Source organism: Streptomyces sp. NPDC057287 (assembly GCF_042667905.1).
In the GTDB taxonomy this organism is placed as follows: Bacteria; Actinomycetota; Actinomycetes; order Streptomycetales; family Streptomycetaceae; genus Streptomyces.
Genome location: NZ_JBHUYV010000027.1, coordinates 46,407 through 60,763 on the forward strand (window position 1 = coordinate 46,407; position 14,357 = coordinate 60,763).

Genomic DNA, 14,357 nt, shown 5'->3' on the forward strand with positions numbered 1-14,357 from the left:
GCGGCAGGGGCCGCTGTTGCCCGCCGCCCGGCCCGCGATCTAGCATGAATGCGCTTTCAGACGAGGGCCGCCACCCGCAGCAGCGGGTGCAGCGTACGAAGAAGAAGCGGACGGTCGGTCGAGTGAGCGCCCCTACGGTGTACGACGTCGCCGAGCGGTCGGGCGTCTCGATCGCCACGGTTTCCCGGGTCTACCGCAACCCCGACTCCGTGCGCGCCCAGACCCGCGAAAGGGTCCTGGAGGCGGCCCGCGCACTCGGCTACGTACCGAGCGGGAACGCCCGGGGGCTGGCCAGCCGCACCACCGGGGTGCTGGGACTCTGCTTCCCCGATTACGCCGATCCGGACGCCGAGGCGGACGCGGAGACCGACAGCGGGGCCGACGACGCGGCGATGCTCTACTCCGACCAGATCATCCGCGGCATGGAGCGGGCGGCCCGCCGCCACGGCTACGCCCTGCTGATCGCCGCCTCGCTGGAGGGCGGCCCGGAGAGCCTCGTCGCCAAGGTGGCGGGACGAGTGGACGGCTTCGCCGTGCTGGCGCAGACCGTGCCGACCGAGGACCTCGAGGTCATATCGCGCCGGCTGCCGGTGGTGATGCTCGCCGGACCACGCGAGATCGACCACCTCGACCACCTCGTCGTCGCGAACGCCGCCGGGGAGCGCGAGCTGGCCCGGCATCTGATCGAGGACCACGGGCTGCGCCGTCTGGCCTTCGTCGGGGGTGGGCCGGACTCCCCCGACGCGGAGGCACGGTTCCGCGGCTTCCGGGACGCGTGCCGCGACGCGGGACTGCCGGTCCCGGACTCACCGGACCTGCGGACCGGGATGATGACCCGGGCCGAGGGCGCGCGGGCCGCCGAGACGCTGCTCGACCGGGGCACGGACCGGCCGGAGGCCATGGTCTTCGCCAACGACCAGATGGCGGTGGGGGCGCTTCGCGCACTGGAGCGGCGCGGGGTGCGGGTGCCCGAGGACATCGCCGTGACCGGCTTCGACGGGATCCCGCTGAGCCGGATCGTGCGCCCTTCGCTGACGACCGTGCGACAGCCGATCCGGCAGCTGGGCGAGCAGGCGGTGGAGTTGCTGGTGCAACGACTGGCGGACCCGACCCGCGACCCGGTCTCCCTGGAGCTGCCCGTCTCCCTGGCCCGCAGGGCGAGCTGCGGCTGCGGCTGATCCCGCCGGGAGAGCCGCGCCGATCCCGCAGCGCGCCGGGCGGGCTGCGGCCGATCCCGCCGGGCGCGGAACGCGCGCGCCCGGGCGGCGCGGGCGCAGCCCTCAGAGCCACGCCCCGAAGAAGCGTTCGCGCCGCCGGGTGAGCTCGGCACCCTCCTCCGCGAGCCCCTCGTACGCGAAGTGGCCCGCCCGCAGCACCATCAGCTCCCGGTGCCCGGCCAGCGCGTTGTGCACGGCGAACTGCCCCGGCGGCGGGACCGCGGGGTCGAACAGGGCCGCGGCGACCAGCGTCGGCAGTTCCAGCGACATGGCGGCCGTCGCCGCGTCGAAGTACCGCAGCACCTCCGTCACCTCGGGGTACTGACGGTGGTGGGCGCGTACCGACTCCCCGCTGCCGTCACAGGGCAGGGTGAGCCGCAGCGGATGATTGCCGAAGGTGGGGACGGTGAGCTGCGCGGCCCCGAACCGGTCGTCCCAGGGCAGCGCGAGTGCTCCGAGCCCGCCGCCGAAGCTCTCCCCCAGGTAGCCGAGGCGGCCCGGGCCGGCGAGCCGGGGCAGCAGCTCCTGGAGCGCCGATGCCGCGCACCACAGGTCGGCCACGCAGTCACCGATGACGTAGGTGTCGCGCGACCCGATGCCGTGCAGGACGTGCCCGGCGGCCTCGTCCGGCACGCCCGGCAGCCGGCTGCGGGACCCCATGCCGCGGACGCAGGGCAGGATCGCGGCCGACCGGGACAGCGGCAGCGGCACGTCGGGCCCGGCCCCCTGGCGGCCGCCGTACCCGTGCCCGACGACGAAACCGTGCTCCACCTCGCCCTCGACGGGCAGCGCGAGCCAGCCGCCGATGCGTACGCCTCCGACGGACGTGTAGGTCACGCCGTGCAGGCGGACCCCGTCGCGCTCCTCCTCGACCGGGCCCGCCTCAGGGGCGGTGTCGACCGCGCGCGCCTCGTCGTGACGCGCCTTCCAGAACGCCGCGAAGTCTTCGGGGGCAGCGGGTGCCGGTATGCGCGACAGGTCGTCGAGGGTCAGGCCGTAGGCGGGGTCGAACGGGAAGTCGTGCGCGAACGAAGTCATGAGCAGGACAGTAGGGCCGCGCGCCCTGCGGATCATGTGCATTCTCCGCCCGCGGAACCCTGCGGTCCCGCCCAACGGAGCGGAATCGGTCACATCCACTTCAAAACCGCAAACGGTGTGCTTACGGTGCCACGACCCGGCCCCAGGTGTCGGGCACGTTGCACGAGTGTGACCCAGCACCCTCTTGCGGATTCCCGGACGGCTGTCGCAGAGTGATGTATGCGCTTACAGGCAGCGCATACATTCGGATTGCTCAAGGAGGAGCCCTCCATGTCCCGCACCGCCAGAACCGCCTCCGCCGCCACCGCCGTGGCGCTCGCCCTCGGCCTCTCCGCCTGCGGCAGCTCCGGCGGCGACGACGTCGCCGCGGACGCGAAGCAGACGCTCACCGTCTGGGCCATGGGGGCCGAGGGCGAGAAGCTGGCCGAGGTGGCCGAGGTCTACGAGAAGGCCAACCCCAACGTCACTGTCAAGGTCACCCCGGTCGGCTGGGACGTCGCCCACCAGAAGCTCGTCTCCGCCGCCGCGGCCGGCACGATGCCGGACGTGGCGCAGATGGGCGGCAGCTACATGGGAGAGTTCGCCGAGCTCGGCGTGCTGGAGCCGGTCGACACGAAGACGTTCGACAAGAAGGACTTCTTCCCCGCCGGCTGGGAGCAGGGCGAGGTGGACGGCACCGCGTACGGCGTGCCGTGGTACGTCGACACCCGCGTCCTGTACTACCGCACCGACCTGGCCGAGAAGGCAGGTGTCGACAAGGCCCCCGCCGACTGGCAGGAGATGCGGGACCTGGCGACCGCGTACCAGGAGAAGGCCGGCACCAAGTGGGGGCTTTCCATCCAGCCCAGCGGCCTCGACACGGTGCAGAACTTCTACCCCTTCCTCTACTCCGCCGGCGGCGCGATCCTCGACGACAAGGGCGAGGCGGTCATCGACAGCCCCGAGGCCGTCAGCGCGCTGAAGGAGTACGGCACCTACTTCGACAAGGGCCTCGCCAACAAGTCGGTGCAGCCGGGCTACGACGTCGTGAAGGACTTCGGCAACGGCCGCGTCCCCATGTTCTTCGGCGGCCCGTGGCACGTGACCCTGCTCGACGAGGGCCAGCCGCAGATCAAGGGCAAGTGGGCCGTGGCCCCCGTCCCGGCCGGCACGTCCTCCGTGTCCATGGCGGGCGGTTCCTCGCTGGTGGTCTCCAAGGACAGCGAGCACAAGGCGGCGGCCACCGACTTCATCACGTACCTCACGGACACCGAGGGCCAGGCCGACTGGTACGCGCGCACGAAGGACCTCCCCGCGAACACCGCGGCCTGGGATTCCGGCAAGCTCGCCGACGACGCGAACCTCCAGGTCTTCAGGAAGCAGATGGACACCGCCAAGTCCTCGCCGTCCACGGCACAGCTGACGGAGATCACCGACAAGGTCGACCAGGCGATCGCGAAGGTGACGCAGGGCAAGGCCTCCGCCGAGGACGCGCTGAAGTCCGCGCAGTCCGACATCGAAGGCCTCGTGAAGTAGCAGCCATGGGCACCACGACCGCAGGGGCCGCGCAGCCGGCCGAGGTGAAGGACGACCCCGGGGCACCCACGCCCCGGGCCGGCCGGGACGAGCCCGGGCGCAGGAAGCCCTCGATGGGTGTGCAGAACGCGGCGGGCTGGCTGTTCTCCATGCCCTTCCTCGTCCTGTTCACCGTCTTCATGGCCTTCCCCATCCTCGCCACGCTGCTGATGAGCTTCACGGACTTCGGGCTGCGCAACGTCACGCGGCCCTGGGAAGCGAACTTCATCGGCTTCGAGAACTACACCGAGCTGTTCGGCGACGAGAAGTTCCTCAAGTCGCTCTTCAACACCGCGTACTTCGTCGTGGTGGGCGTCCCGCTGACGATCGCCCTCGGGCTGGTCGTCGCCGTGCTGCTGAACAACGGCATCGACCGGGCGAGGACCTTCTTCCGCGTGGGCTTCTACGCCCCGGTGGTCACCACCATCGTGGCGGTCGCCGTGGTGTGGCGGTTCGTCCTGGACCCGAGCGACGGGCTCGTCGCGGGCCTCTTCTCCGAAGTGGGTCTCACCGCACCGGACTTCCTCGGTTCCGAGGCCCTGGCCATGCCGTCGATGATCGCGATGGCGGTCTGGCGCAACGTGGGCACGGTCATGGTGCTCTTCATCGCGGGCCTCCAGGCCATCCCCACCGAGGTCCGGGAGGCCGCGCGCCTCGACGGAGCGGGGATGTGGCAGGAGTTCCGGGGGATCACGGTGCCCCTGCTCCGGCCCACACTGCTCTACGCCACGGTGATCACGACCATCGGCTATCTGAACGTCTTCGAGGAGCCGTTCGTGATGACCCAGGGCGGCCCCTCCGACTCCACGCTCACCGTGTCGCTGAACATGTACCGCGAGGGCTTCAACTTCTTCCACATGGGCTACGCGAGCGCCATGGCGTACGTCCTCTTCGTGGTGATCATGGGCATCACGGTGCTGCAGCTCCGACTGCTGAAGGACAACACGAAATGACCGTCGGCCGAGCGCCCGGTGCCGTGCGGACGGCCCCCACGGGCAAGTCCCGGAACCTGAAGCGTCCGCTGGTGTACGTCCTGCTCTCCCTGGGGCTGCTGATCATGTCGGCACCCTTCCTCTGGATGGCTCTCTCGTCGTTCAAGACGACGAGCGAGCTCTCGGCCAGTCCCCCGGTGTGGATCCCCACCGAGTGGACCCTGGAGAACTTCCGGCAGCTGCTCGACAAGCTGGACCTGCCGCTCTACTTCATGAACTCCGTGATCGTGGCGGTGCTGGTGACCGTCTCGAACCTGGTGTTCTGCTCGATGCTCGGCTACGCCCTGGCCAAGCTGAGGTTCGTCGGCCGGAACAAGATCTTCGGTGTGGTCCTCGGCGCCCTGATGGTGCCCGGGAACCTGATGCTGCTGCCGCTGTTCGTGCTGATGAGCAAGCTGAAGCTGATCGACTCGTACGCCGGGCTGGTGCTGCCGTTCGCGGCCGGGGCGTTCGGCGTCTTCCTGATGCGGCAGTTCATGCAGTCGATCCCGGACGAGCTGCTGGAAGCGGCCCGGATGGACGGTGCCGGCGAGTGGTACATCTTCTGGCGCATCGTCATGCCGCTGGTGAAGCCCGCCCTCGCGACGCTCTCGATCTTCACCTTCCTCGGCTCCTGGAACAACTTCGTCTGGCCGCTGATCGCGACCAACGACCCCGACAAGTACACGCTGCCGGTGGCCCTGGCCACGTTCGCCACCGACCCCAACAAGGCGGGCGGCTCCAACGGCATGCTCATGGCCGGGGCCTTCCTGGTCGTCCTGCCGGTGCTGATCCTCTTCATCGCCCTCCAGCGGCACTTCACCCAGGGCATCGCCACGGCGGGCATGAAGTAGCCCGCCCGCCCCACGTACGCACACGAGGCCGCACCCCACCCCGCGGCCACGCCCCTTCACGCACAGAAAGACACTCCGCGATGACGCACGCCCCTGTCCCGTTCCCCGAAGGCTTCCTGTGGGGCGCCTCGACCGCCGCCCACCAGATCGAGGGCAACAACACCGACAGCGACTGGTGGGTCAAGGAGCACTCCACCGGCACCCACATCCAGGAGCCCAGCCTGGACGCCTGCGACAGCTACCACCGCTGGCGCGAGGACATGGACCTGCTGGCGTCCCTGGGCTTCACCGACTACCGCTTCTCGATCGAGTGGGCGCGTATCGAGCCCCTCGAGGGGCGGTTCTCCCGGGCCGAGCTGGCCCACTACCGGCGCATGGTCGAAGGAGCGATCGCGCGCGGACTGCGCCCGATGGTCACGCTGCACCACTTCACCGTGCCGCAGTGGTTCGAGGCGCGCGGCGGCTGGACGGCGGACGGCGCCACCGAGCTCTTCGCCCGGTACGTCGCGGCCTGCGCCCCGGTGATCTCCGAGGGCGTCGGCCACGTCTGCACGATCAACGAGCCGAACATGATCGCGGTGATGGCCGGCCAGGCGAAGCGCGGCGACATCGGCTTCCCGCCCGCCGGGCTGCCCACCCCGGACGACGAGACGACCGAGGCGGTCATCGCCGCGCACCACGCGGCCGTGAAGGAGGTCCGGGCGATCGACGCGGGGATCCAGGTCGGCTGGACCATCGCCAACCAGGTCTACCAGGCCCGCCCGGGCGCCGAGGACGTCACCGCCGCCTACCGCCACCCGCGCGAGGACGTCTTCATCGAGGCCGCCCGCGGCGACGACTGGATCGGTGTCCAGTCCTACACCCGCACGGAGATCGGCGCCGACGGCCCGGTCCCCGCGTCCGCCGGCGTCGAGCGGACGCTGACGCAGTGGGAGTACTACCCGGCCGCCGTCGGGCACGCCCTGCGCCACACCGCCGAGGTCATCGGCGCCGACATGCCGCTGATCGTCACGGAGAACGGCATCGCCACCTCCGACGACACCCGCCGCGTCGACTACTACACGGGCGCGCTCAGCGAGGTGGCCTCCGCGATCGAGGACGGGCTGAACGTCCGGGGCTACCTGGCCTGGAGCGCCCTCGACAACTACGAGTGGGGTTCGTTCAAGCCGACGTTCGGCCTGATCGGCGTCGACTGGGAGACCTTCGAGCGGACCGCGCGTCCCTCGGCCGAGTGGCTGGGCTCCCTCGGCCGCTCCCGCGAGCTGCCCCGCACCGCCGGCTGAGACCGGCCCCCGGACAGGGATCGCCTGACGGCTCCCTGCGGTGCGGGAGGCGCCGTCACCTGACCGGCGGCGGCTCCCGCACCGCGCCTCCGTGCCCGGAAACGCTGTTCTGCCCCGTCGCAGTCGATGTCTCTTCCTCCGAGAGGTTTCCGATGGACCGTCGCACGTTTCTCACCGCTTCCGGGACCGGGGCGGCCGCCCTCTCCCTCGGGGCGTTCTCCGCTCCCCACGCCGCCGCCGCGCCGGCCGGCCGCTCCGGCTCCGGCTCCGGCTCCGGCTCCGGCTCCGGCTCCGAGCAGCTGCTGGTCTGGTTCCGTGACACCTACCGGTCGATCGAGGCGATGACGACCGGTTTCGGTCTCACCGCCGACAAGATCGACCTCGGCGGAGCCGCGCCCGTCGTCTCCCGTCAGACCTCGCCCACCAACATCGGCTGCGGCCTCTGGTCGGCGGTGGCGGCCGCGGGGCTGGGCGTGATCGGCGAGGCCACGATGGTCCGCACCCTTGAGCGGACCGTCTCCGCGGTCGAGAGGCTGGAGCGCCACCACGGCTTCTGGCTCAACTGGTACGACGCCCACGACGGGTCGGTGCTGACCGAGTGGCCCGGCACCGGGGACCCCGTCCGCCCGTTCCTCTCGTCGGTCGACAACGCCTGGCTGGTCACCGGCCTGCGGATCGCGGCCGACGCCGCGCCGTCACTGCGCCCCCGCATCGCACGGATCCTCTCCGCCGCCGACTGGTCGTACTACTACACGCCGTACGACTCCGCCGACCCGGTGGCCGGTCCGGGACAGCTGCGCGGCGGCTTCTGGACCGACACGGAGGAGCCCACCGCCCACCATTACGGCGCTCTCAACACCGAGCCGCGCATGGCCAGTTACCTCGGCATCGCGGACGGCTCGCTGCCGCCCGAGCACTACTGGCACCTGCTGCGCACCATGCTGCCCGAGCACGAACAGGAGCAGCACCCGCAGGGCGCGTACGCGGTGATGGACGGCGTGCGGGTCTGGCAGGGGCACTACACCCACGGCGGACGGAAGATCGTCCCCACCTGGGGCGGGTCGATGTTCGAGGCCCTGATGGTGCCGCTGTTCGTCCCGGAGCCCGAGTGGTCGCCGCAGTCCTGGGGCCGCAACCACCGGCGTTACGTCCGCAGCCAGATCGAGCACGGGCTGCGGGAGGCGGAGTACGGGTACTGGGGCTTCTCCCCCGCGAACGTCCCCGAGGGCGGCTACCAGGAGTACGGCGTCGACGCCCTGGGCATGCAGGTCGACGGCTACGCCTCCAACACCGACCGCACGTACACCACGGACGGGGAGCCCCTGCCGGACCCGTCGGCCTTCACCCACGGCGTGGTCACTCCGCACGCCTCGTTCCTCGCGCTGCCGTACGCCCGCCGGGAGGCCCTGGCCAACCTCCGGGCGCTGGACCGTGACTTCGGGGCGTACGACGAGGGCTACGGCTTCCGGGACTCGGTCGACATCGGCACCGGACGGGTGAGCGACTTCGTGCTGGCGCTCGACCAGGGCATGATCGCCGCGGCGCTGGCGCAGGAGCTGAGGCCCGGACTGCTGCAGCGGCCGTTCCGGACGGGCGGCTTCCGGTCCCGGGTGCGACCGCTTCTCGCCGCGGAGCGCTTCAGCATCTGACCGCGGGCCCCTCGGTCCCGGGAGGCCCTCGACCGGCCGGTGCGGGAGCCCCTGCGGCGGGGCGGAACACTCCGGTCGCGGGCGGCCGAAGGCGGACATAGCCTCCCACATGTGACACCGCCTGCGAGCCGCACCGGGATCTCCCGGCTCTCGATACCCGGCAGGGTCCTCGTCGCCGCCCTGACAGCGGTGCTCTGGATCTCCCTGCCGGGCAGCCGGGACGCCCGGGCCGAGGACCCCGCCCCCCTGTCCCGTGACGGGCAGATCACCGACAAGGTGGGGGCGCTCGGCGACCGCGAGCCCCAGGTCGAGGCCGCTCTCGACCGCTTGTTCGAAGAGCGGCAGGTGCAGCTGTTCGTGGCGTACGTCCGTGACTTCTCCGGCCGCGACGCCCAGACCTGGACCGACGAGACCGCGAACCGCAACGGTCTCGGCCAGGAGGACGTGCTGCTGGCGGTGGCCACGCACGACCGGCAGTACGCCTACTCCGTCGACCAGGGATCGAGGCTCACCGACGCCCAGCTCCGGGACGTGGCGAACACGGCGATCGAGCCGGCCCTCCGGCAGAACGACTGGGCGGGTGCGGCGATCGGCGCCGCCGACGGCTATGCGGCGGTCCTCGCCGGCGACCCCGTGCCGGCCCCCGCCGTCACCCCGGGAGCGGCGGACCCCGGCGGCTCCGACAGCGGCGCCTCGGTGAATCTGATCGTGCCGCTGGCCGTGGTCGTCGTCGCGGGCGCGGTCGCCTTCCTGGCCTTCACGCGCCGCAGACGGCGTACGTCGACGAGGACGACTCCAGCCGCCGGCGGCTGGGGCGGCGAGGGCGGAGCGGCGGCCGAACCGTTGGTCCCGCTGCCGGAGCTCGACGCGCGGGCGAAGGAGGACCTGGTCGACACGGACGACTCCGTGCGCACCAGCGAGGAGGAACTCGGCTTCGCTACGGCCCAGTTCGGCGAGGAGGCAGCCGCTCCGTTCGCCGAGGCCGTCGCGCGCGCCAAGACCGGGCTGACGGCGGCCTTCCGGCTGCGGCAGCAGCTGGACGACGCCTTCCCCGAGGACGACGCGACACGGCGCCGCATGCTCGACGAGATCATCAGCCGCTGCGCCGACGCCAACGAGCGCCTGGACGCCGTGTCGGAGGACTTCGACCGGCTGCGCGCCCTCGAACAGACCGCGCCCCAGGCGGTGGGCACCGCCGAGACCACCTTCCGCGAGCTGATCGCACGGGTGTCCGCCACGGAGACGGCACTCGCCACGATGCGCGGACGGTACGCGGATTCGGCCACCGCTCCCGCTGCCGGAGACATCGAGCAGGCCAAGGACCGGCTGGTCTTCACCACCTCAACCCTCAACCAGGCGCGCCAGGCCGTGGACAGCGGGAACAACTCCGAGGCCGCGGTGTACGTCCGCGCCGCCGAGGGTGCCATCCAGCAGATCTCCACCCTGGTGGACGCCGTCGACCGGCGGGCCGGGGAGCTGGCCGAGGCGGCGGAGAAACTGCCGGGCGCTCTCACCGAGACGGAGACGGACCTGGCCGACGCCCGGGGGCTGCTCGACGGCACACCGGAGGGTGTGCCGACCGCGGATCTGCGGGGCAGGGTCGCCCGCGCCGAGGCGGTGGTCGCGGATGTGAGGGGTGAGACGGCCTCCGGACCGTACGACCCCATCGACGCGCTGCGCAGGGTGGAGGAGGTGGACGCGACGCTGGACGAGGCCCTCACCGGGGCGCGCGAGCAGGAGCACGGTGATCAGCGGGCCCGCTCGCTCCTCGACCAGGCGATGCTCACCGCCCGGGCGGCGATCGGCGCCGCGGCGGACTACGTCACCACCAACCGGGGAGCGGTCGGCAGCCAGGCGCGCACCCGGCTCGCCGAGGCGCAGCGGCGGTGGGAGAGGGCAGGGCAGCTGTCGGGGGGCAACGAGCCCCAGGCCGCCCTGGCCGAGGCCCAGCAGGCGGACGCGCTGGCCGCGCAGGCACGGAGCCTCGCCGAGCAGGACGTACGCGACTACCACGACCGGAGCGGCTTCGGCGGCCCGCGCGGTGGAGGCGGGACGGGCGGCGCGGTGCTGGGCGGCATCATCCTCGGCGGGCTGCTGGGCGGCGGGCGGCGCGGAGGCATGGGGGGCGGCTTCGGCGGAGGATTCGGCGGCTCCGGGGGCGGTTTCGGAGGGGGGCCGGGCAGCTTCGGCGGCGGGGGGACCCGTGGCCGACGGGGCGGCGGCGGCCGCTTCTGACCGGCGGCCCGCGCGCCGCGCCCCGCCGGTCACCGGCTTTCCCGTCCGAATATTTCTCGCACAAGGAGAGGTGCCATGAGCAAGCAGACCGTCCTCGGCCGCGTCACCCAGCTGGCGCGGGCCAACATCAACGCCCTGATCGACCAGGCGGAGGATCCGCGGAAGATGCTGGACCAGCTGATCCGCGACTACACGAACAACATCGCGGAGGCCGAGCAGGCGGTGGCGGCGACGATCGGCAATTTGCGGCTGATGGAGGAGGACCACCGGGAGGACGTCGACGCCGCCAGGGAGTGGGGCCAGAAGGCCCTCGCCGCCAGCAGGAAGGCCGACGAGCTGCGGGCGGCGGGGGCGGGTGCGGAGGCCGACAAGTTCGACAACCTCGCGAAGGTGGCGCTGGGGCGGCAGCTCCAGTCGGAGCAGGAGGCGAAGACGGCCGAGCCGACGATCGCCTCGCAGACCGTGGTGGTGGACAAGCTGAAGTCGGGTCTGGACCAGATGAAGGACAAGCTGACCCAGCTGAAGTCCAAGCGCGACGAGCTGGTCGCGCGCGCCGCGTCCGCCCAGGCGCAGAACCGGATGATGGACGCCGTCAAGAGCATCGACGTCATGGACCCGACCAGCGAGCTCGGCCGCTTCGAGGACAAGGTCCGGCGCGAGGAGGCGAGGGCGGTGGGCAAGCAGGAACTCGCCGCGTCGTCCCTGGACGCCCAGTTCGAGCAGCTGGACAGCCTCGGGGACAGCGCGGAGATCGAGGCCCGGCTCGCCGCCCTGAAAACCGCTTCGTGAGCAGAGCCGGCTTCGTGAGCAGAGCCCGCTTCGTGGGCGGAGCCCGCTCCGGGAGACGGCCGGATCCGCCCGTACGCCCGGTCAGTACATGCTCAGCAGCTGCTCCACGGAGAGTTCGGGGGCGGGCTCTCCGTCGGGCAGTGCCAGCTCGAACCACACCGTCTTTCCGCGCGGGGTGCGCCGCGAGCCCCAGGCCGCGCTGAGCAGCCCCACCAGCTGCAGCCCTCGCCCGCCCTCGTCCGTGTCGCGCGCGCGCCGGCGCCTCGGCTGGACGAGGCCCGCGTCCCACACCTCGCAGACGAGCGTGCGGTCGCGGAGCAGCCTGAGCCGGATCTCGCCCTCGCCGTAGCGCAGGGCGTTGGTGACGAGCTCGCTGACGAGCAGTTCGGTGGTGTCCACCAGGTCGTCCAGGTCCCAGGCGGTGAGCTGCACGCGGGCCAGCTCCCGGGCGCGGGCGACGGACCGCAGCTCACGCGGGAGCCGCCAGTCACCCACGGCGTCCGGTGCCAGACCCTGGATCCGGGCCATCAGAAGGGCGATGTCGTCCTCGCCGTGCCGGGTGTCCAGCGTGGACAGCACGTGGTCGCAGACGTCCTCCAGCGGCTGCGACGGCTCGGCGAGGGCCTGCCGGAACGCGTCGAGGCCCTCGTCGAGCGGATGGTCGCGGGACTCGACGAGCCCGTCGGTGTAGAGGGCGAGGAGGGAACCCTCCTTCAGCTCCACCTCGACCTCCTCGAAGGGCTCGCCTCCGACACCGAGCGGCATGCCGGGCGGTACGTCGAGCAGCAGGGCGGGCGAGCCCGGCTCGGCGACCACCGGTGGGAGATGACCCGCGTTGGCGAAGGTGCACCGCCGGGTGACCGGGTCGTACACCGCGTACACACAGGTCGCCAGGTAGACCTCGGAGAGGTCGGCCTCGCGCGACTTGTGGGCGGCCCGTGAGGGCCACTGGGCGCCGCCGCCCGCGCCGAAGCCGTCGCTCCGCTCGCCGCCGCCCGGGGTGCCGAGTCCGCGCGCCACCTCGTCCAGGGCGGAGAGCACCTCGGCGGGTTCCAGGTCCAGGAGGGCCAGCGTGCGTACGGCGGTGCGCAGTTCGCCCATGGCGACGGCTGCCCGCAGTCCACGGCCCATCACGTCACCGACGACCAGGGCCGTGCGGTGTCCGGGGAGCTCGATCACGTCGAACCAGTCGCCGCCGACCTCGGTGGCCGTGTTGCCCGGGAGGTAGCGGCAGGCGATGTCGAGGCCGGCCGCCTCGGGGTCGCCCGGTGGGAGCAGGCTGCGCTGGAGTATCAGAGCCCGCTCGTGCTCCCGGCGGTAGAGGCGGGCGTTGTCGATGCAGACGGCCGCGCGGGCGGCGAGCTCGGTGGCCAGGGCCCGGTCCCGCTCACCGAAGGGCTCGCTGCCCTTGGTACGGGAGAACTGGACGAGGCCGACGACGACGTCGTGGGCGACCATCGGCACGGCGAGGGTGGAGTGGACGAAGCCGCGTTCGTCCCCGGGCACGGCCGTGACGCGTCCCGTGCGCAGGGCGACGGCACAGGGTGACTGGAACGGGTAGCGGTGGACCGAGCCCAGCGCGGGCGGGCCGGTGTCCCCGCCGCCGTCGGGGTCCTCGCCCGCGCGCGCGCCCGGGATGACGCCGGAGGGCGCGTCGGACACGGCGCTGGCGTGGGCCACCCTGCGGAGTTCGGCGGAGCCGGTGCCCGTCTCCTGGGGGTGCCTGCCCCAGGAGGCGGGCGAGGCCTCCTCGCCCGTGAGCAGCCCTTGGTACAGGTCGACGGAGGCGAGGTCGCAGAAGCCGGGCACGGCGACGTCGAGCAGTTCCCGGGCGGTCGTCTCCAGGTCGAGGGAGTTGCCGATGCGCGCGCTGGCCTCGTTGAGCAGGGCGAGATTACGGCGGGCGCTGGCGGCCTCCCGGGCGGCGATGTGCCGCTGCGTGACGTCGGTGGCCAGCCCCGCGATACCGATGGGGCGCCCGGATCCGCTGTGCACCCGGTAGAGGTTCATGGACCAGTGCCGCCCGCTCACGGAACCCGGCGGGGTTCCGATGAGCTGGAGATCGGTGACGGAGTCCCCCGTCTCCAGGACGCGCCGAAGGGTGGCGGAAAGACGCTCGGCCTCGGGGCGGCCCAGGTAGTCGTCCACGGTCCGGCCCCGGTGGTCGTCGGCCTCGCCCCCGAAGACCGTGGCGAACCGCTGGTTGGCCCGCACGACGGTGAAATCGGTACCGAAGAGGACGAAACCGAAGGGAGATTGGCCGAAAATCGCCTGCGAGGCCGCGAGGTCGGTCTCGATGAGCCGCAGCGCCCTGACATCGACGACGATACAGAGGGCGGCGCGCTCACCGGCCCCCGTCTCGCTCGGCATGACGTAGATCTCGGCGAGCCCGCGGACCGCGTTCTCTCCTGGGATGCGGAACGGGACGAGGCCCGTCCACTCCTTGCCGTCGAGTATCTCGCCGACCCGCCTGTGGGCGTCCGGGCGCAGCTCGGCGGGCATGAACGCCTCGACCGGGTCCCTGCCCACCACCTCGTCGGAGGCCATGCCGAAGAGACCGGCGGCCCGCCGGCTCCACTGCTCGATCAGGCCGTCGGGCCCGATCGAGAATGAGGCGACCCTGATGTAGTCATAGATCGAGCCAGGCGGGCTGCTCTGCCACATGACGTCGCCCGCTGTCCCAGGTATCTCGCTCACGCGACCGTCCCCTCCAGCTCACACACCGGACCGGTCCTGCCCGCAGTATTCAGCACTACGGGCCTCACCG

The 14,357-nt window shown here is 72.0% G+C and carries 10 protein-coding genes; 8 read left to right on the forward strand and 2 right to left on the reverse strand.

What is annotated here, in order from left to right; all coding sequences use genetic code 11:
- Positions 1-122 precede the first annotated feature (122 nt).
- Positions 123-1,178 (forward strand): LacI family DNA-binding transcriptional regulator, encoded by a 1,056-nt coding sequence (locus ACFUNE_RS35250; RefSeq protein ID WP_383576704.1) that lies wholly within the window; start codon positions 123-125, stop codon positions 1,176-1,178.
- 102 nt (positions 1,179-1,280) lie between these two features.
- On the opposite strand, the gene ACFUNE_RS35255 is transcribed toward ACFUNE_RS35250, so the two are convergent.
- Positions 1,281-2,255: an acetylxylan esterase gene (locus ACFUNE_RS35255; RefSeq protein ID WP_383576638.1), complete on the reverse strand. Its 975-nt coding sequence runs from the start codon at positions 2,253-2,255 to the stop codon at positions 1,281-1,283.
- 270 nt (positions 2,256-2,525) lie between these two features.
- On the opposite strand from ACFUNE_RS35255, the gene ACFUNE_RS35260 reads away from it, so the two are divergent.
- The 7 genes from ACFUNE_RS35260 (at position 2,526) to ACFUNE_RS35290 (ending at position 11,590) form a co-directional block, all read left to right on the forward strand.
- Positions 2,526-3,770, forward strand: a complete 1,245-nt coding sequence (locus ACFUNE_RS35260; protein ID WP_383576640.1) for a sugar ABC transporter substrate-binding protein — start codon at positions 2,526-2,528, stop codon at positions 3,768-3,770.
- Between the two features lie 5 nt (positions 3,771-3,775).
- On the forward strand, positions 3,776-4,762 hold the full coding sequence (locus ACFUNE_RS35265; RefSeq protein WP_383576642.1) for a carbohydrate ABC transporter permease: 987 nt from the start codon (positions 3,776-3,778) through the stop codon (positions 4,760-4,762).
- The gene (locus tag ACFUNE_RS35270; protein WP_383576644.1) at positions 4,759-5,634 is read left to right on the forward strand and encodes a carbohydrate ABC transporter permease; all 876 of its coding nucleotides are present in this window, start codon (positions 4,759-4,761) and stop codon (positions 5,632-5,634) included. Before ACFUNE_RS35265 ends, ACFUNE_RS35270 begins: the two co-directional genes overlap by 4 nt.
- A gap of 80 nt (positions 5,635-5,714) precedes the next feature.
- Positions 5,715-6,917 carry a glycoside hydrolase family 1 protein gene (locus tag ACFUNE_RS35275; protein ID WP_383576646.1) on the forward strand — a complete coding sequence of 401 codons (1,203 nt, stop codon included), beginning with the start codon at positions 5,715-5,717 and terminating at the stop codon, positions 6,915-6,917.
- Positions 6,918-7,069: 152 nt separating this feature from the next.
- On the forward strand, positions 7,070-8,566 hold the full coding sequence (locus tag ACFUNE_RS35280) for a glucoamylase family protein (RefSeq protein ID WP_383576648.1): 1,497 nt from the start codon (positions 7,070-7,072) through the stop codon (positions 8,564-8,566).
- Positions 8,567-8,677: 111 nt separating this feature from the next.
- The gene (locus ACFUNE_RS35285) at positions 8,678-10,801 is read left to right on the forward strand and encodes a TPM domain-containing protein (RefSeq protein ID WP_383576650.1); all 2,124 of its coding nucleotides are present in this window, start codon (positions 8,678-8,680) and stop codon (positions 10,799-10,801) included.
- Between the two features lie 75 nt (positions 10,802-10,876).
- A complete protein-coding gene (locus tag ACFUNE_RS35290) occupies positions 10,877-11,590 on the forward strand; it encodes a PspA/IM30 family protein (protein ID WP_383576652.1) in 714 nt (237 codons plus the stop codon).
- A gap of 81 nt (positions 11,591-11,671) precedes the next feature.
- Here ACFUNE_RS35290 and ACFUNE_RS35295 read toward each other — a convergent pair whose 3' ends face one another.
- Positions 11,672-14,254, reverse strand: a complete 2,583-nt coding sequence (locus ACFUNE_RS35295; RefSeq protein WP_383576706.1) for a SpoIIE family protein phosphatase — start codon at positions 14,252-14,254, stop codon at positions 11,672-11,674.
- Positions 14,255-14,357: the final 103 nt, after the last annotated feature.

Coding starts and splice junctions, on each gene's coding strand:
- ACFUNE_RS35290 (WP_383576652.1), top strand. CDS start 10,877: ATGAGCAAGCAGACCGTCCTCGGCCGCGTCACCCAGCTGGCGCGGGCC.
- ACFUNE_RS35280 (WP_383576648.1), top strand. CDS start 7,070: ATGGACCGTCGCACGTTTCTCACCGCTTCCGGGACCGGGGCGGCCGCC.
- ACFUNE_RS35270 (WP_383576644.1), top strand. CDS start 4,759: ATGACCGTCGGCCGAGCGCCCGGTGCCGTGCGGACGGCCCCCACGGGC.
- ACFUNE_RS35275 (WP_383576646.1), top strand. CDS start 5,715: ATGACGCACGCCCCTGTCCCGTTCCCCGAAGGCTTCCTGTGGGGCGCC.
- ACFUNE_RS35295 (WP_383576706.1), bottom strand. CDS start 14,254: ATGTGGCAGAGCAGCCCGCCTGGCTCGATCTATGACTACATCAGGGTC.
- ACFUNE_RS35260 (WP_383576640.1), top strand. CDS start 2,526: ATGTCCCGCACCGCCAGAACCGCCTCCGCCGCCACCGCCGTGGCGCTC.
- ACFUNE_RS35255 (WP_383576638.1), bottom strand. CDS start 2,255: ATGACTTCGTTCGCGCACGACTTCCCGTTCGACCCCGCCTACGGCCTG.
- ACFUNE_RS35265 (WP_383576642.1), top strand. CDS start 3,776: ATGGGCACCACGACCGCAGGGGCCGCGCAGCCGGCCGAGGTGAAGGAC.